Here is a 15967-nt window from a genome sequence, read left to right on the forward strand (position 1 = left end):
GTTCGCAGAAGGGGTCACAACAGGGCTGGTCTCAGGGTCGGTGCGGTGCCGGGCGGTCGCCGGGGGCGCCCGGGCGGAACACCGGATGGCCCGCGGCGGGACGCTCGAGGTCCACGCGGCGGCCGGCCAGGTACACCTCGCGCACCACGCCGGCCAGGGCTCGCTCGGCGTAGGCGGTGACGGGGTTCTTGTGCTGGAGCCGCTCGGGCAGCACCACAAAGGCGTCGTCGGGGGCCAGGACCACCAGGTCGGCGCGGGCTCCGGGCCGGATCGCGCCGCGGTCCGCCAGACCCGCGAATTCAGCGGGACCCGAGGCCATCCACCGCACCACGTCGGGCAGTCCCATCTCCCGCCGCCGGGCCTCGGACCAGATGATCGGCAGGCCCAGCTGCACAGAGGCGATCCCGCCCCAGGCCTGACCGAAGTCACCGGTGTCGAAGCGCTTGAGCTCGGGCACGCACGGCGAGTGGTCGGAGACCACTATGTCGATGGTCCCGTCGCGCAGCCCCTCCCACAGTCCCTCGCGGTTGCCCGCGTCGCGGATCGGGGGACAACACTTGTAGTGGGTGGCGCCGGGCTGGATCTCCTCGGAGAACAGCGACAGGTAGTGCGGGCACGTCTCCACCGTCAGCGGCAGGCCCTCGGCCTTGGCGGCGCGGATGAGCGGGAGCGCTGCCGCGGCCGACAGGTGCAGGATGTGCGCGCGGCAACCGGTGCGCCGCACGCCGTCGATCACCTGCTGGATCGCCAGGATCTCGGCGGCGACCGGCCGGGAGTCCAGGAACCCCGCGTACGCCGGCCCGGACGGTTCGGACTGCGCGTCGATGGTCCCGGCGTCCTCGGCGTGCACGATCAGCAGGCCGTCGAACTCCGCGATCTCCGCCATGGCCGCTTCCATCTGCTCCGGGTCCAGGGGCGGGAACTCGTCGATTCCCGAGTGCAGCAGGAAGCACTTGAACCCGAACACCCCGCGGTCCCACAGCTCGCGCAGCCGGCCCAGGTTCTCCGGCACCGCGCCGCCCCAGAACCCGGCGTCGACGTGCAGCTTCCCGGCCGTACTGGCCAGCTTGGCGTCGAGGGCGTCCGGGCTGGTGGTCACGGGGCTCGAGTTGAGCGGCATGTCGATCAGGGTGGTCACCCCGCCGCACGCCGCGGCGCGGGTGGCGCTGGTGAACCCCTCCCAGTCGGTGCGGCCGGGCTCGTTGACGTGCACGTGGGTGTCGACCAGGCCGGGCAGCAGGACCTCGTCGTCGTCGAGGTCCACCACGGTCGCGCCCGCCGGCGGGGCGGCCGTCAGCGCGCCGGGGCCGGTGTCGACGGCGTTGATGAGCCCGCCGGAGACGGTGATCGTGGCGGGAACGACCACCGCACCCACGACCGCTCTGCGCGCGCGGATGACCAGGTCGCCGCCGGGCGTCGCGGCCCCGGCCCCGGCTCCGGCTGATTCGACCCCGCCAGTATGTGCAGTCATCTCGAGGTCCTCACGTTGTCGTCGTTGTCGTTGTCGTCGTGGGCTTGTCCGCCGCCCGGGCGCCGCAAGCGGTCGAGCGCGGCGCGGTCCACGCCGGCCGACTCGGCGATCTCGGCGGCGGTGGCCGCCCCGCAGTCCAGCGCGCGCACAAGGAAGTCGGCCAGGGCGCGGGCGGTGGCCGGCTCATCGAGGTATCCCGCGTCCGGCCCCGTGCCCAGGTAGGCGGCGATGCGCGCGCACGCGGTGGCAAGGGAGCGGCGGTAGAAGGCGTAGGTGGCCACGTACCGCGAGACCAGCTGCGCCGGGTGCAGGTCCCAGCCCTGGTAGAAGCCGCGGCGCAGCGACCGGTCGACCAGCCGCGCGTGCAGCCGCCACGCCTCGTGCACGGCCTCCGCGTCACCGACGGGCAGACGGTTGGTCGAGCCGTCGGACAGCGCGACGCCGGTGCCCGCGGCCGCCACCTGCATGACGGCCTTGGCGTGGTCGGCCGCCGGGTGGTCCATGGCCTGGTACTCGGCGGCGATCCCGCAGGCGGCCGAGTAGTCGTAGGTCCCGTAGTGGAGCCCGATGCAGCGCCCGGCGGCGGCATGGAGCAGCCGCGCCACCAGTGCTGATCCGTCGGGAGCGCAGATCGACTGCGGCGTCTCGATCTGGATCTCGAACCGCAGGGCGCGCTCGGGCAGGCCGCACGCGCTCTCGAGCTCGCGGCACAGGGTGACCATCGCCCGCACCTGGTCGACCGAGGTCACCTTGGGCAGCGTCGGCCGGAACCCCGCGAGCAGCGCGTCGCGGTCGGGAGCGTCGGCGAGCCCGGCGACCAGGCGCGTGAACGTCGCGATGCCGCGCCTCCGGGTGACCGGATCGAGCGAGCCGAACCGCAGGCCCCAGAACGGCGGGAGGGACGACGACGATGACGACGACGAGGCCGTCCCGTCGCCCGGTGGCTGCGCGGATCGCGGAGTGAGCAGCTCGGCGAGCACCCTGTCGACGTGCGCGTCCTCGTCGCGGTCGCGGCCCGCGGCGGGCACGCCGCGTTGGGTGAAGCCGTCCTCGAAGTCGATGCGCAGATCCTCGACCGGTTCCCCCTCCAGCTTGGCCCGCACCAGCGCGTGCAGGGCCGGCGCCTCGGCGGGATCGACCACGGCGTGGCCGAGCGGGTCGCCGCCGAACTGGTCGTGACCAAATATCCGCAGCAGCGCGTCGACATCCGGCAGGTGCTCGTCGAATACCGCGAGCGCGGCGGCGCCCACCTCGGCGATCACGTCCCCGGAGACGCGCTCGGCCGGCAGGTACAGCGTGTGCACGGGCTGGCGGGTGGCCGGCGTGCCGGGGAAGAGCGCGGCCAGCTCGGCGTCGGCGTCGGTCAGGGCCGCATCCGCGTCGGCGCACAGGCGTTGCTGCAGGGCGGTCATGCGCCGACCCCCGCCCTCAGCGCGGGCGCGCCCGACGGGAAGGTGACGTGCTTGGGCAGCGGCGCGGCGAACGTCCGGACGCGCGAGGTGGTCAGTCCCAGTCGCACCAGCGATTCGGCCTGCGCGACCGCGGAGGCCACGCCGTCGACCACGGGGACCGACAGCTCGTCGCGGATCCGGTCGGCCAGCCCCGCCATGCCGCCGCAGCCAAGGCAGATCACCTCGGCGCGGTCCTGCTCGACCAGCAGCCGGGCCTGTTCGACGATCGGGTCCAGGCTCGCCTCGGGAGCGTTCTCCAGCGCCAGCACGGGCACGTCGGCGGCGCGGATACCGGCGCAGCGGGCGGTCAGCCCCGCCACCAGCAGCCGGTCGTGGATCAGCGGCACGGTGCGGTCCAGGGTGGTGACCACCCCGAAGCGGTGCCCGAGCAGCATCGCCGTCATCGCCGAGGCCTCGGTGATGTCGATCACCGGGACGGAACAGATCTCCTGCAGCGCCTCGCGGCCGTGGTCGCCGTACCCGGCGAGGACCACGCCGTCGTAGGGCTGGTCGTAGCGCGCGACCCGCTCACACATCGCCACGCCGGCCACGAGGCTCTCGTAGTTGCCCTCCACCGAGGCGGGGCCGAAGTCGGGGGTCAGCGCCACGATCTCGGTGCCCGGCGAGGCGGCAAGGCGGGCGGCACGGTCGATCTCGGCCGTCATCGCCTCTGTGGTGTTGACGTTGACCACGAGGAGTCTCATGGTGGTCTCCTCTCGGGGAGCGGGGGCTGGGGCTGGGGCGGGAGTCAGCGCGGGCACCGGGATCACCGGCCCGCGAAGTGGGGGTGGGAGGGCAGGGCGGCCATGGCCCGGCGACGCTCGCGCTCGATGTGCACGACCGCGCACGAGCCCGCGAGGTCGGCGTTGCCGGTGGTGATGGCCTCCACCAGGAACACGTGCTCCTCGTGACGACTCTCGCGGTCGTGGTGCTGGCTGACGCCGTTGAGCCGGTCGGTGCGGTCGGCCAGCGGCGCCATCACCCGGTCGAGCAGGGGGTTCCCGGCCAGCGCCACGATCTCCGCGTGGAGCTGCCCGTTGCAGCACATGAAGTGCTCGTGGGCGTCATCGTGAGTGTGGTCGTCCAGGGCGGACCGCGCCTCGGCCAGGATCGCGAGCAGCGCTGCCGGGTCGGCACCCTCGGCCACCCGGGCCGCGGCGAGCCGGGCCACGGTCGCCTCGATCGGGCCCCGCAGTTCGAAGAGTTCGTCGAGGTCGTCAAAGGACACGTGGGTGACCACGGCCGGGCGCCGCGGCTCGATGCGCACGAACCCCCCGGCCTCGAGCCGGGGCAGGGCCTCGCGGACCGGGACGCGCGAGACCTGCAATCGCTCGGCCAGCTCGCGTTCCCGGAGCGGCGTGCCGGCGTCGATCCGGGCGTCGATGATGTCGCTCCGGAGCCGGCGGTACACGCGGTCCACGAGATTGAGCTCCGACGAGGAGTCGTCCGGCCTCGTCGTCGTCGTCCCCACCGGATTTACAAATTCGTTACCTGACGCTGACGGTTCGGTCATCGCACACGCTCACTCTCATTCACGTCGCTGGTATACCAACGTTCGCCACTGAGAGTACGACACCTCGAAGGATCCCGGAAAGGCGGGATTTCAGGCGGCGAGGGTATACCGAGGCCGTGAAAAGCGTGCTCGCACACCGTGAGCCCAGACCCCCGGAGGGACCCATGACCATCGCTCCCGACAGTCCACCAGTCGCGGCCGGTGCGGCGCCGCCCGCGCCGTTCGGCGCTTACGACCCCCTGCTGGTCAACGAGGAACTGGCGCCGCTCAAGGAGCAGCGCTGGAAGGCGTACAACATCTTCGCGTTCTGGATGTCGGACGTGCACTCGGTGGGCGGTTACGTCACGGCCACCTCGCTGTTCGCCATGGGGCTGGCCTCCTGGCAGGTGTTCCTGGCGATCATCGTGGCGATCCTGATCGTCAACCTCGCCGTGAACCTGGTGGCCAAGCCCAGCCAGGTGACCAGCGTCCCGTTCCCGGTGATCTGTCGGGCGGCGTTCGGCATCAAGGGCGCCAACATCCCCGCCCTGATCCGCGGCATCATCGCGGTGGCCTGGTACGGCATCCAGACCTACCTGGCCTCCCAGGTGCTGGTCATGCTCATCCTCAAGCTGTGGCCGTCCATGGCCCCCTACGCCGACGAGGCCCAGTACTCCTTCCTGGGCCTGCACCCGGTGGGCTACCTGGCGTTCTTCATCATGTGGAGCCTGCAGATTCTGGTGTTCTGGCGCGGGATGGGGGCCATCCGCCGCTTCATCGACGTGGCGGGCCCCGCCGTGTACGTGGTGATGTTCGCGCTGGCCGGGTACCTGGTGGTCAAGGCCGGCGGCTTTGGCGCGCTGGACTTCTCGCTCGGTAGCGAGCCCCTCTCCGGGCGGGAGGCGGTGTTCGCCTTCTTCGCCGGGATCGCGATCATGGTGTCCTACTTCTCCGGGCCCAGCCTGAACTTCGGCGACATCTCGCGGTACGGCGAGTCCTACAAGGCCGTCAAGCTGGGCAACTTCCTCGGGCTGCCGGTCAACATCCTGTTCTTCTCGGCCCTGGTCGTGGTGACCGCCGCGGCCACCCTGCCGGTCTACGGCCAGATCATCACCGACCCGGTCGAGACCATCGAGGCCATCGACAGCACCACCGCCGTGGTGATCGGCGCGCTCACGGTGATCATCGCGACGATCGGCATCAACATCGTGGCGAACTTCATCGCTCCGGCCTTCGACTTCTCGCAGGTCGCGCCCACCAAGATCAGCTGGCGCACCGGCGGCATGATCGCCGCCGTCGGCTCGTTGCTGCTCACGCCGTGGAACCTCTACGACTCCGCGGACGTCATCAAGTACACCCTCGGCATCCTGGCCTGCTTCATCGGTCCGCTGTTCGGCGTGCTCATCACCTTCTACTTCGTCGCGGCCAAGCAGCGGGTGAAGGTGGACGACCTCTTCTCGTCCTCGCCCACCGGCAAGTACTGGTACACCCGCGGGTTCAACACCAACGCCGTGGCCGCCACGGTGATCGGCGCGGTCGTGGGCATGTGCTTCGTGCTGATCCCCGCGATGGGCGACCTGGGCAACTTCTCCTGGTTCGTCTCCTGCTTCGTGGGTGCGCTGGCCTTCTACCTGCTCGAGCGGGTCCGGCCGCAGACAGCTCCGCTGCCGACCGACGACGAGCTCGAGCCGTCGGTCCGGGTGGACGGAGGCGTTGCCCAGGGCTGAACCCCGGCTCTGGCTTCTCACAGCACCGCTCATCCCCGACGCCCCCGCGAGATACCCACCTCTCGCGGGGGCGTCGGCGTACGCGTGTCGCATCGTCAGATCCCGAGGGTCAGCGACGGGCTGAGGGACCGCGAACAGCACACGTTGATCAGCGTGTTGGTCTCCCGCTCGGCCGGGGACTGCACCTCGTCGCGGTGATCGGGGATCCCGGCGAGGACCGGCGTCAGGCAGGATCCGCAGAGCCCCTGTTCGCAGGCCAGGGTGGTCTCGATGCCGTGGCGCCGCAGTACGGCGGCGATCGTCTCCTCGGGCCCGACGGCGAGCTCCCGACCGGTCGAGGCCACGACGACGGTGAATTCCTCCCCGGCGGTCTCCACCGCCTGGGACCGGGCGAACTGCTCGGTGTGGACCGCGCTCCGGGGCCATTCCCGCGCCGAGGCGCAGGCCGTCGCCGAGGCGATCATCCCCAGCGGGCCACAGACGTAGAGCGCCCGACCCGGAGTGTGCCGGGGGATCACCGACTGGGCGTTCCCCCGGAACCCGTCCCCGGCGGAGCTGTAGTGGAGAACCACCCGGTCGCGCCACGGTCGGCCCTCGAGGTGACGGGCGAGCGGGAGGGTCTGCGGGGTCGCGGAGTACACGTGCAGCTCGAACGAGGCGCCCTGGCGGTGCAGTCGCTCGGCCATCGCCACGACCGGGGTGACCCCGATGCCGCCGGCGAGGAGGACGCTGTGCCCGGCCCCCGGGTCCAGCCGGAAGCTGTTGCGCGGCGGCGACACCGCCAGCCGGGTCCCCACCGCGAGCCCGTGGACGGCGGCCGAGCCTCCCCGGCCGTCGCGCTCGCGCAGCACCGCGATGAGATAGCGGCTGGTGTCGTCGTCCGGCCCGATGAGCGAGTACTGCCGGACGACGGATCCGCTGGGTGAGTCGAGGTGGAGGTCGAGGTGCGCCCCGGCCTCGAACGGCGGCAACTTCGCATCGGTGCCCACCGCGCCCGTGTCCACCGGGCGCAGGTCCACCAGGAGCACCCGGTCGCCGTCCGAGGTGAGCGAGTGGACCACGACCTCGACGAGTCCGGCGGCGCTCATGCGGAGAAGAACTGGGACAGGCCGGCGGCGCGGAGGGCCCGGCGGTAGGCGATCGAGGACCGGTCGGCGGGGATGTGTACCTCGAGTTTCGGGTCCAGCGGGAGGTTCTCGGGCTTCTGGTGTTCCACCACCCGGCGGTCCTCGTTGAAGACCTGCAGGTTGAAGGCGTACACCTCGGACAGCGGCTGGTCGGTGTCGAAGTTGCGGCAGCGGGCGTCGAAGAGCCGGGTCCTGGTGGCCGAGACCGGCGAGGCCGCGTTCATCAGGCTGAGCCTGATGCCGTCCGGGAAGTACACCACCAGGGTCCCGGTGAAGGGGACGTGCAGGCGGTAGTGCCGCAGCCACAGGAAATCGTCGGAGACCTCGAGTGCGGTCCCGGGCGGCAGGTTGGACACCGTCGACCAGTACTCGGCCTCGAACCCGTCCGCGGTCTGCACCGGCGTGTACTCGGGGACCACCTGGTTCTCGGGGTCGGCAAAAGTCTCGTGGTGGACAAAGGCGAAGTGACCCACGTCCAGGAAGCCCTCCAGCTGGCGACCGGCAAAGGCCTCGATGTCGATCCACGGGCAGTTGATCTGCTGGAAGCCGGGATCGTCCCAGTGCGGGACGGGCGGGATCGACGGCTCGTCGCCGGGGGCCGCCGCCAGGCACGTCCACACCAGGCCGTACCTCTCCACCGCGCCGTACGTGCGCAGGTGCATCCGCTCGGGGATCGTCCCTCCCGGGTGGGCGGGGATCGAGGTGCATTTCCCCGCCACACCGAACCTCAGGCCGTGATACGGGCACCTGATGCCCTCGCCGTCGCCCTGGTCCTCCCCCATGCTCAGCTTGGTCCCGCGGTGGGGGCACAGGTCGTCCGCCACCACCACGTCTCCCCCGACGCGGTAGACCACCAGGGGGACGTCCAGCAGGGTCGCGCCCAGGGGTCCCTCGGTGACCTCGGTGGAGGTGGCGACCGGGAACCAGAAGCGGGCGAGGATCTGCCAGTCGTCCGGGGTGAACGTCAGCTTGCGGGGCAGCGGCAGGAGTTCCGGCGCGGCGTCGAGCTCGGGGGACGGGTGGCTCAGTAGAGACATGGGAACTCCCTGTGGTGGCGGGGTGAGCGACACCCGTGATCGTAAGTAGCAATATTTATTAGTAAGGATCTATCGGGTTACGGGCGCGTTTCGTCTCCCCGGGCCGCATGGCGCTCGGTTATCGTCGACGCGTGCCCAACTCCACTCGCCGCGGCGCCGGCCACTCGCCGGTCGAGCCCCACATCAGCGCGTCCCTCGGCCGGTCGATCCGCGAGGCACGGACCGCCAGCAAACTCTCCATGCGCGCGCTCGCCGCGTCGGCGGAGATGAGCCAGCCCTTCCTCAGCCAGATCGAGGCCGGCCAGACCATGCCGTCGCTGGCGACGCTCTACCGGATCGCCAAGGTGCTCGGGATCTCCCCCGCGGAACTCCTGCCCGCCGACCCGGACCCCGCGCCCGTCCACCTCGCCCGCGCCGTTGATGCCACCTGGGTGCCGATCAGCGAGAAGGAGAACGCCGGTACCACGCGGGTCATCTCCACGGGCCTGGCGAACGTCCAGGAGTACCGGATCGAGCCGGGACAGTATCTGGGTGACTGGTTCGAGTCCGACGGCGAGCTGAGCGTCTACGTCATCGACGGCACCATCGCGGTGGACCTCGACGGCGGGGGCTCCTGGGAGTTGGGGCCCGGGGATGCGCTGACCCATCCCGGCGGAGTGCGCAACAGGTGGTCGGTGGTCGGGGACGATCCGGTCCGCATCATCCTCGTGTACGCGAGCGACCGCTGAGACACCCCTCCGGGCTCGCCGGAAGCGCAACACCGCCGTAATAATATTGGCACATGCAATAAATGATTGACTCCTACTATCGGTTTCAGCCGACAGAAGAGAGTCACCGATGCCGCATCCCGCCCGCCTTCTCGTGCCCGACCTGGTCGTCACCATGGACGACGAGCTCACGATCCTGCAGGACTCCGCCGTGCTGGTGGAGGGCGGAGTGATCACCGCGATCGGCAACCCGGACGAGCTCGCGCTCGCCCACCCCGACGCCGAACGGGTCGACCTGCCGGACCGGCTGATCATGCCCGGGCTGGTCAACGCGCACCATCACTCGGGGATGCTGCGGGGCACCGCCGAGCACCTCCCGGTGTGGGAGTGGCTGCGGCTGCACATCGACCCGATGCACCGGGTGCTCCGCCCGGAGGAGGCCGAAGCCGCCGCCTGGCTGTGCTACGCCGAGGGCCTGCTCTCGGGCACCACCACCGTCGTCGACATGTGGCGCTACATGGACGGCGCCGCCCGCGCGGCCTCGACCCTCGGCAACCGCCTGGTCACCGTCAACTACGTGGGCGAGCACCCCGACTTCGACTACTTCGACACCCTGGACCAGAACGAGCAGATGCTCCGCGAGTGGACGGGCGCGGCCGACGGCCGCATCATGCCGTGGGTCGGGCTCGAGCATCCGTTCTACGCCGACGCCGCGGGCCAGCAGCGCGCGATCGCCATGGCCAAGGACTACGACACCGGCATCTACACGCACTGCAGCGAGTCCGAGATCGAGATCGCGGACTTCCTGTCCGCGTACGGCTGCCGGCCGATGTTCGCGCTCGACGAGCTGGGCTTCTTCGACGCCCCCCGTGCACTCATCGCGCACGCGGTGTGGCTGGACCAGGCCGAGATCGAAGTGATCGCCGACCGGGGCGTGGGCGTGTCCCACAATCCCGTGTCCAACATGAAGCTGGCCAGCGGGATGGCCCCGGTGGCCGACATGCTGGCGGCCGGCGTCAACGTAGGGCTCGGCACCGACGGCGAGAAGGAGAACAACAACCTCGACATGTTCGAGGAGATGAAGGTCGCCTCGCTCCTGGGCAAGCTCCGCACGATGGACGCCGCCGCCATGGACTCCTGGCAGGTCCTGAAGATGGCCACCCGCGGCGGCGCGGCGGCGATCGGCCGGGGCCACGAGTTCGGCGCACTCACGGTGGGCCGAGCGGCCGACCTGATCGCCGTGCGCACCGACACCCCACGCATGACGCCGCTGCTCCCCGAGGGCGCGTACCCCAACATCCACCACAACCTCGTCCACGCCGTCCGCGGCTCCGACGTCGACCTGACGATGGTCGCCGGCGAGATCGTGGTCCGGGACGGCCGGCTGGTCAACGCCGACCTGCCCGAGCTCATCGACCGTGTGCGGTCCCTGGTCCCCGACCTGTTCGAGCGGCGATCCGCCTGGCTCGAGGCCAACCAGGACCCGGACGGGCTGTTCCACGGCTGAACCCGGCCCCGCCCCGCCCGTCCCGGAACTCACGCGCACCTCCCCTCTCACCAGACACGAGGATCACCATGACCATCCAGATCCCGGCCATCGCCTATCGCGAGCGCATCGGCCGCTTCCTCTCCGCTGATCCGGGGCGTCTGCTCATCGACGGACGCTGGCTGGAGCCCGTTGGCGGCCAGACCCTGCCCACGGTGGACCCCGCGACAGGCGCCCACCTGGCCGACATCGCCAGAGCCGACCCGGCCGACATCGACCGCGCGGTCACCGCCGCCCGCGCCGCACTCGGCGGCGAGTGGGCCACGATGACCCCGGCGGACCGCGGCGCGCTGCTGTGGCGGATCGCCGACCTGATGCAGGAGCACCTGGACGACCTCGCCGAGCTGGAGACCCTCGATCAGGGCAAGAACCTGCGGACCTCCCGCTTCGGTGAGGTCCCGGCGGCGATCAACCAGTTCCGCTACTACGCGGGCTGGCCCACCAGGATCCTCGGCCAGACCATCCCCACCTCGCTGAGCCGCACCCCTCCGGGCAAGCAGGTGCTCGCCTACACCCGCCGGGAACCCGTCGGGGTGGTGGCGGCGATCGTCCCGTGGAACTCCCCGCTGATCATGGCGGCCATGAAGCTGGCCCCCGCGCTGGCCGCCGGCTGCACGGTCGTCCTCAAACCCGCCGAGAACACCTCGTTGACCGCCCTGTACCTGGGCCGGCTACTCCAGGAGGCGGGCGTGCCGGACGGCGTGGTCAACATCGTCACCGGCCTCGGCGCCGAGACCGGCCAGGCCCTCGCCGAGCACCCCGGGGTGGACAAGATCGCGTTCACCGGCTCCACCGCCGTCGGCAAGCAGCTGGTGCGGACCGCCGCCGCCGATCTCAAGCGGTGCACCCTCGAGCTCGGCGGCAAGTCCCCCGCCCTGGTGATGCCCGACGCCGACCTGGGTGCCGCTGTCGAGGGCATCGCCCGCGGGATCTTCGACAACGGCGGCCAGGTCTGCGTGGCCAGTGCCCGCGTGTACGCCCACCGCTCGGTGTACCGGGACGTCGTGGACGGCATGGCCGCCTTCGGGGAGCGACTCCGCCTCGGGCACGGACTCGACGCCGGAGCGGACCTGGGCCCGCTGGTCAGCCAGACCCAGGCCCAGCGGGTGGCCGCGTTCATCGAGGAGGGGCGGGCCGACGGGGCGACGGTGGTCAGCGGCGGCGAGCTCACCGGGCCCGCCGGGACCTTCTACTCCCCCACGGTGGTGACCGACGTGCGCGCCGACATGCGGCTCATGCGCGAGGAGGTCTTCGGCCCCGTCGCGGTGGTCACCCCGTTCGACGACGTCGACGAGGTGATCGGCTGGGCCAACGACTCGCAGTACGGCCTGGCCGCGAGCGTCTGGACCGAGGGCCTGAGCCACGCGCACCGCCTCGCCGCCCGGATCCAGGCCGGAACGGTGTGGGTGAACTGCCACTCCTTCCTCGGCCCGGAGCTGCCCAAGGGCGGCCACAAGGAGTCGGGCTGGGGCTATGAGAACGGCGCGCAGGGGCTCGAGAACTACCTGGAGACCAAGACCGTGGTGGCGCTGGTGTGACCCGCCGAACCGATAACCCTGCCGGCCACCACACCGACCACCGCCACACCGACCACCACCCGACCGACCACCTCCCGCCCGCCACCCGCAGCGCGGATACCCACCAGAAGGGAACACACCCATGAGAGCCGACGCCGTCGAGGCCGTACTGGCCGGTCTGAAGAAGGCCGGGGTGAGCATCGCCACCTACCTGCCCGACTCACTGCTGAAAGAGCTGTACCCGGCCCTGGACGCGGACCCCGACATCCGCACCATCCCGGTCACCAACGAGGGCGAGGGCGCGGCCCTAGCCGGAGGGGTCTTCCTCTCCGGCAAACGCGCGGTGCTGGTCATGGAGAACTCCGGCCTCCGCGCCGCGACCGAGCACCTGGCCCGCCTGGGGCTGGGCGCCGGGATCCCCGTGGTGATGATCATGAGCTACCGCGGCGAGATGGGCGAGAACAACTGGTGGGCCATTCCGCACGGGGTGACCATGGAACCGCTGCTCCAGACCCTGCGGACCCCGTACACCATCGTGCGCGACGTCGAGGAGATCGAGACCGCGATCGTCCGCGCCTACGACACCGCCTACGCCTCCTATCACCACACCGCGATCGTCCTGGCCGGAGACCTGGTCCGATGACCGGGCCCGTTGACCAGAACCGCGACCCTAACCGCGGTCAGAAAGGAAAGCCTGTGAGCTACTCCCGTTTCGAAGCGATGAAGCTGCTCGGCGCGCGACTGGAGACCGAACTGGTCATCCTCTCCCTGGGCGGGGCGGTCGACGAGTGGTACAACGCCGCCCCGCACATGCGCGAGGCGAGCCTGTTCCAGCAGCAACTCGGCTGCGTCACCCCGGAGGCGCTCGGGCTGGCGGCGGGCCTGCCCCACCGCCGGATCGTCTCCCTCGACACCGACGGCGGGCTGCTGTTCAACCTCGGCGCCCTGGCCACGGTCGCCAACGAGCAGCCGGAGAACCTGTTCATCGTGGTCTGGGACAACGAGCAGTACCAGTCGATCGGCGGCCCCCGGACCCACACCGCCGCCGGCCGGGTGGACCTCTCGGCGATCGCCCGGGGCGCGGGGATCGACAACGCCTTCACCGCGCAGACGCTCGAGGAGTTCGACGCCCACTGCGCGGCCGGTCTCGCCGCCACCGGGCCCTACCTGGTGGTGGCCAAGACCGACGGGATCCTGGAGCCGGGGATCCGTCGCAAGCACTCGGACGGACGCGAGGACAAGTACATCTTCGTCCGCCACGTGGAGGCCACCGAGGGCATCTCCATCATGGGTCCGAGCGAGCACAACTGATGCCGGTCGTCCGCGCGCCCTCGGCGCACTACGACACGATCGTGGTGGGCGGCGGCGCGGCCGGCTGCGTGTTGGCCGCCCGCCTCACCGAGGACCCCGACCGGCGGGTGCTGCTCCTCGAGGCCGGCCCCGACCACCGGGGACTGCGCGAGGTCCTCGACGCCGCGCACTGGGACGCGCTGATCGGCGGGCGGTACGACCACGGCTACCGGTCGCGGCCCACCGAGCACGTCCTCGGGCGTTCGATCGCGATGCCCCGCGGCCGGGTGCTGGGCGGCTCGTCGTCGACAAACGCCATGCTCTGGTACCGGGGCCACCGCGCCGACTACGACGCCTGGGAGCGGGCCGGCGCGACCGGCTGGGGCTACGACGACCTGCTGCCCTACTTCCGCCGCTCGGAATCCCGCCCCGGCGGGGACCCGGCCCACCGCGGCCTGGACGGCCCGATGCGCGTCGCCCCGCTTGCGCAGGTGCACCCCATCGCGCACGCCCTGCTCGACGCCGCGGCCGAGCGCGGCCTGCCGGTGCTGGACGACGCCAACGCGGCGTCCAACGAGGGCGCGGTCTACGCCGACTACAACGCCATCGAGGGCGCCGACGGCGGGTTCGAACGGTGGAGCGCCGCCCGCGGCTACCTCGAACCGGCGCTGGACCGGCCGAACCTGGACGTCGTCGTCGACTCCCCGGTCCACGCGGTGCTGATGTCGGGCACCCGGGTGACCGGGGTGCGGCACCGTGTTCAGGGCGACCGTGTCCAAGGCGACCGTGGCCCCGGCACGCGTGCCCACGGCGAGCTCGTGGACACCCTGGCCGATCAGGTGGTCCTCGCGGCCGGAGCCCTGGACACCCCGCGTCTGCTCCAGCTGTCGGGAATCGGCGACCCGGACCGTCTGGCCGCCGCGGGCATCACCGTGACCCACCCGCTGCCCGGGGTGGGCGAGAACTTCCAGGACCACCCGCTCATCCTGGGGATGAACTTCCGCGCCCGCGCCGACCTCGGTCCGGTGATCGGCAACGGCGGCGGAACGATGGTCAACTGGCGCAGCTCGTACGCCGAGGACGGGCCGGACCTGCACGCCGTCGTGGCGCACGGCTCGCGCGGCGACGAGGCCCTCCACGCCGCGCACGACCTGTCCGGGAACCGGGTGTTCGCCCTGGTGCCGGGGCTGTACCGGTCGCGCAGTGTCGGCTGGGTGCGGGTCCGCTCCGCCGACCCCACCGTCCCGGCGGACTTCCACCCCAACTACCTCGCCGACCCCACCGACCTGGCGGCGATGGTCGAGGCCGTGGACGCGGTGCAGGACCTCGTCGCGACCTCGGCCTACGCCGACCTGGCGGAGGGCCCGCTCACGCCCGCGGCGGGATCGGACACCGCCGCCAGGACCCGGTTCGTGCGGGAGAACATCGGTTCGTTCTTCCACTGCTCGGGAACCGCCAGGATCGGCACCGACGAGCTGGCCGTGGTGGACCCTGACCTGCGGGTCCGGGGCCTCGAGGGCCTGTGGGTCGCCGACGCCTCCGTGATGCCGTCCATCCCCACGTGCAACACCCAGGCCCCGACCATCGCGATCGCCGAACGAGCGGCCGAGCTGCTCGCCACCTGCACATAGAGTCGCCTGCACGGCGCCCATCCCGACCCGACGCTCCATGGACGGAACCGATGACCGAGACCCGCACGACCCACGACGCCCACCCACCGGCCGCGGGCCTGGACGGACTGAACGCCGCCGACGCGGGTCGGCTGACGCCCGTCCTGACCGACCTGTCCGGCTCCGCCGCATGGGCGCGCGCGATCGTCGACGCGCGCCCGTTCCCCACCGTGGAGGCCCTGCACACCACCGCGAGGGACGTACTGGCATGTCAGGACGACGACGAGGTGATCGCGGCCGTCGACGCACACCCTCCGATCGGGACGAGCGGGCCGGTGAGCACCGCATCGGCCCGCGAGCAGAGTGCGGCCGCCCGCGCGGACGCCGACACCGCCCGCCGCCTGGCCGAGGGCCAGCAGCGCTACGCCGAGCACTTCGGCCACGGCTTCCTGGTCTGCGCGACGGGCCTGACCGCCGAACAGGTCCTCGCCGAGGTCCGCCGCCGACTGGCCCTCACTCCTAAGCAGGACCTCGCCGCCACCCGCGAGCACCTGGCCCGCATCAATGCACTGCGCCTGGACCACCTACTCGAGAGCGGAACACTCTGATGTCGATCAGCACCCACGTGTTGGACACCGCCGCCGGCTCCCCCGCGATCGGTCTTGCGTATTCGCTCGCCAACGACTCCGGCAGCGTCATCGCCTCGGGCGTCACAGACGCAGACGGCCGTGGCCCGGAGCTGAACCTCGTCGCGGTCCCGGCCGGGGTCTACCGCATGACCTTCGACACCGGCGCGTACCAGCTGGCGCGCGGCGAGACCGGCTTCTACCCCGAGGCGGTGGTGTGCTTCCAGGTCACCGACCCGGCGGCGCACCACCACGTCCCGCTCATCCTCTCGCCGTTCGGCTACAGCACCTACCGCGGGTCCTGACGCGCGAGGCGGCCCGGCCCACTGACGTCTGGTCCTCTGACCTGCGGTGCCCTGAACGGGC

The 15967-nt window shown here is 71.4% G+C and carries 15 protein-coding genes; 9 read left to right on the plus strand and 6 right to left on the minus strand.

Going from position 1 to position 15967, the window contains the following annotated elements:
* Positions 1–31: 31 nt before the first annotated feature.
* From allB to R4P08_RS09575, 4 genes are all read right to left on the minus strand, one after another.
* Positions 32–1471 (minus strand): allantoinase AllB, encoded by a 1440-nt coding sequence (allB, locus tag R4P08_RS09560; protein ID WP_317813580.1) that lies wholly within the window; start codon positions 1469–1471, stop codon positions 32–34.
* Positions 1468–2883 (minus strand): DUF6986 family protein, encoded by a 1416-nt coding sequence (locus R4P08_RS09565; protein WP_317813581.1) that lies wholly within the window; start codon positions 2881–2883, stop codon positions 1468–1470. The genes allB and R4P08_RS09565 overlap by 4 nt, the downstream gene beginning before the upstream one ends.
* Positions 2880–3626, minus strand: coding sequence for an aspartate/glutamate racemase family protein (locus R4P08_RS09570; protein ID WP_317813582.1), 747 nt, complete (start codon positions 3624–3626; stop codon positions 2880–2882). The genes R4P08_RS09565 and R4P08_RS09570 overlap by 4 nt, the downstream gene beginning before the upstream one ends.
* 62 nt (positions 3627–3688) lie before the next feature.
* Complete coding sequence (locus R4P08_RS09575) at positions 3689–4435, minus strand: GntR family transcriptional regulator (protein ID WP_317813583.1); 747 nt, start codon at positions 4433–4435, stop codon at positions 3689–3691.
* Between the two features lie 164 nt (positions 4436–4599).
* Between R4P08_RS09575 and R4P08_RS09580 the strand changes: the two genes are divergently transcribed.
* A complete protein-coding gene (locus tag R4P08_RS09580) occupies positions 4600–6141 on the plus strand; it encodes an NCS1 family nucleobase:cation symporter-1 (protein WP_317813584.1) in 1542 nt (513 codons plus the stop codon).
* A 95-nt stretch (positions 6142–6236) separates the two neighbouring features.
* On the opposite strand, the gene R4P08_RS09585 is transcribed toward R4P08_RS09580, so the two are convergent.
* Positions 6237–7229: a PDR/VanB family oxidoreductase gene (locus R4P08_RS09585; RefSeq protein WP_317813585.1), complete on the minus strand. Its 993-nt coding sequence runs from the start codon at positions 7227–7229 to the stop codon at positions 6237–6239.
* Positions 7226–8305 carry an aromatic ring-hydroxylating dioxygenase subunit alpha gene (locus R4P08_RS09590; protein ID WP_317813586.1) on the minus strand — a complete coding sequence of 360 codons (1080 nt, stop codon included), beginning with the start codon at positions 8303–8305 and terminating at the stop codon, positions 7226–7228. The genes R4P08_RS09585 and R4P08_RS09590 overlap by 4 nt, the downstream gene beginning before the upstream one ends.
* A 131-nt stretch (positions 8306–8436) precedes the next feature.
* Here R4P08_RS09590 and R4P08_RS09595 point away from each other — a divergent pair, with 131 nt between their 5' ends.
* The 8 genes from R4P08_RS09595 (at position 8437) to uraH (ending at position 15906) form a co-directional block, all read left to right on the plus strand.
* Positions 8437–9033, plus strand: a complete 597-nt coding sequence (locus R4P08_RS09595) for a helix-turn-helix domain-containing protein (protein ID WP_317813587.1) — start codon at positions 8437–8439, stop codon at positions 9031–9033.
* A 109-nt stretch (positions 9034–9142) separates the two neighbouring features.
* Positions 9143–10519 carry an amidohydrolase gene (locus R4P08_RS09600; RefSeq protein ID WP_317813588.1) on the plus strand — a complete coding sequence of 459 codons (1377 nt, stop codon included), beginning with the start codon at positions 9143–9145 and terminating at the stop codon, positions 10517–10519.
* 68 nt (positions 10520–10587) lie between these two features.
* Positions 10588–12096: an aldehyde dehydrogenase family protein gene (locus tag R4P08_RS09605; protein ID WP_317813589.1), complete on the plus strand. Its 1509-nt coding sequence runs from the start codon at positions 10588–10590 to the stop codon at positions 12094–12096.
* Positions 12097–12217: 121 nt separating this feature from the next.
* Positions 12218–12718 (plus strand): thiamine pyrophosphate-binding protein, encoded by a 501-nt coding sequence (locus tag R4P08_RS09610; RefSeq protein ID WP_317813590.1) that lies wholly within the window; start codon positions 12218–12220, stop codon positions 12716–12718.
* A 53-nt stretch (positions 12719–12771) separates the two neighbouring features.
* Positions 12772–13386 carry a thiamine pyrophosphate-dependent enzyme gene (locus R4P08_RS09615; protein WP_317813591.1) on the plus strand — a complete coding sequence of 205 codons (615 nt, stop codon included), beginning with the start codon at positions 12772–12774 and terminating at the stop codon, positions 13384–13386.
* Entirely contained in the window at positions 13386–14996 is a 1611-nt protein-coding gene (locus R4P08_RS09620; RefSeq protein WP_317813592.1) for a GMC family oxidoreductase, read from the plus strand. Before R4P08_RS09615 ends, R4P08_RS09620 begins: the two co-directional genes overlap by 1 nt.
* 50 nt (positions 14997–15046) lie before the next feature.
* Positions 15047–15583 carry a 2-oxo-4-hydroxy-4-carboxy-5-ureidoimidazoline decarboxylase gene (locus R4P08_RS09625; protein WP_317813593.1) on the plus strand — a complete coding sequence of 179 codons (537 nt, stop codon included), beginning with the start codon at positions 15047–15049 and terminating at the stop codon, positions 15581–15583.
* Positions 15583–15906 carry a hydroxyisourate hydrolase gene (gene uraH / locus R4P08_RS09630; RefSeq protein ID WP_317813594.1) on the plus strand — a complete coding sequence of 108 codons (324 nt, stop codon included), beginning with the start codon at positions 15583–15585 and terminating at the stop codon, positions 15904–15906. The genes R4P08_RS09625 and uraH overlap by 1 nt, the downstream gene beginning before the upstream one ends.
* Positions 15907–15967 lie beyond the last annotated feature (61 nt).

The organism is Rhodococcus sp. IEGM 1408, from assembly GCF_033142235.1.
Classification (GTDB): domain Bacteria; phylum Actinomycetota; class Actinomycetes; order Mycobacteriales; family Mycobacteriaceae; genus Dietzia.

Bases quoted from the DNA above. Each gene is read 5' to 3' on its own strand.
- allB (WP_317813580.1), bottom strand. From the start codon at position 1,471: ATGACTGCACATACTGGCGGGGTCGAATCAGCCGGAGCCGGGGCCGGG.
- R4P08_RS09565 (WP_317813581.1), bottom strand. From the start codon at position 2,883: ATGACCGCCCTGCAGCAACGCCTGTGCGCCGACGCGGATGCGGCCCTG.
- R4P08_RS09570 (WP_317813582.1), bottom strand. From the start codon at position 3,626: ATGAGACTCCTCGTGGTCAACGTCAACACCACAGAGGCGATGACGGCC.
- R4P08_RS09575 (WP_317813583.1), bottom strand. From the start codon at position 4,435: ATGACCGAACCGTCAGCGTCAGGTAACGAATTTGTAAATCCGGTGGGG.
- R4P08_RS09580 (WP_317813584.1), top strand. From the start codon at position 4,600: ATGACCATCGCTCCCGACAGTCCACCAGTCGCGGCCGGTGCGGCGCCG.
- R4P08_RS09585 (WP_317813585.1), bottom strand. From the start codon at position 7,229: ATGAGCGCCGCCGGACTCGTCGAGGTCGTGGTCCACTCGCTCACCTCG.
- R4P08_RS09590 (WP_317813586.1), bottom strand. From the start codon at position 8,305: ATGTCTCTACTGAGCCACCCGTCCCCCGAGCTCGACGCCGCGCCGGAA.
- R4P08_RS09600 (WP_317813588.1), top strand. From the start codon at position 9,143: ATGCCGCATCCCGCCCGCCTTCTCGTGCCCGACCTGGTCGTCACCATG.
- R4P08_RS09605 (WP_317813589.1), top strand. From the start codon at position 10,588: ATGACCATCCAGATCCCGGCCATCGCCTATCGCGAGCGCATCGGCCGC.
- R4P08_RS09610 (WP_317813590.1), top strand. From the start codon at position 12,218: ATGAGAGCCGACGCCGTCGAGGCCGTACTGGCCGGTCTGAAGAAGGCC.
- R4P08_RS09620 (WP_317813592.1), top strand. From the start codon at position 13,386: ATGCCGGTCGTCCGCGCGCCCTCGGCGCACTACGACACGATCGTGGTG.
- R4P08_RS09625 (WP_317813593.1), top strand. From the start codon at position 15,047: ATGACCGAGACCCGCACGACCCACGACGCCCACCCACCGGCCGCGGGC.
- uraH (WP_317813594.1), top strand. From the start codon at position 15,583: ATGTCGATCAGCACCCACGTGTTGGACACCGCCGCCGGCTCCCCCGCG.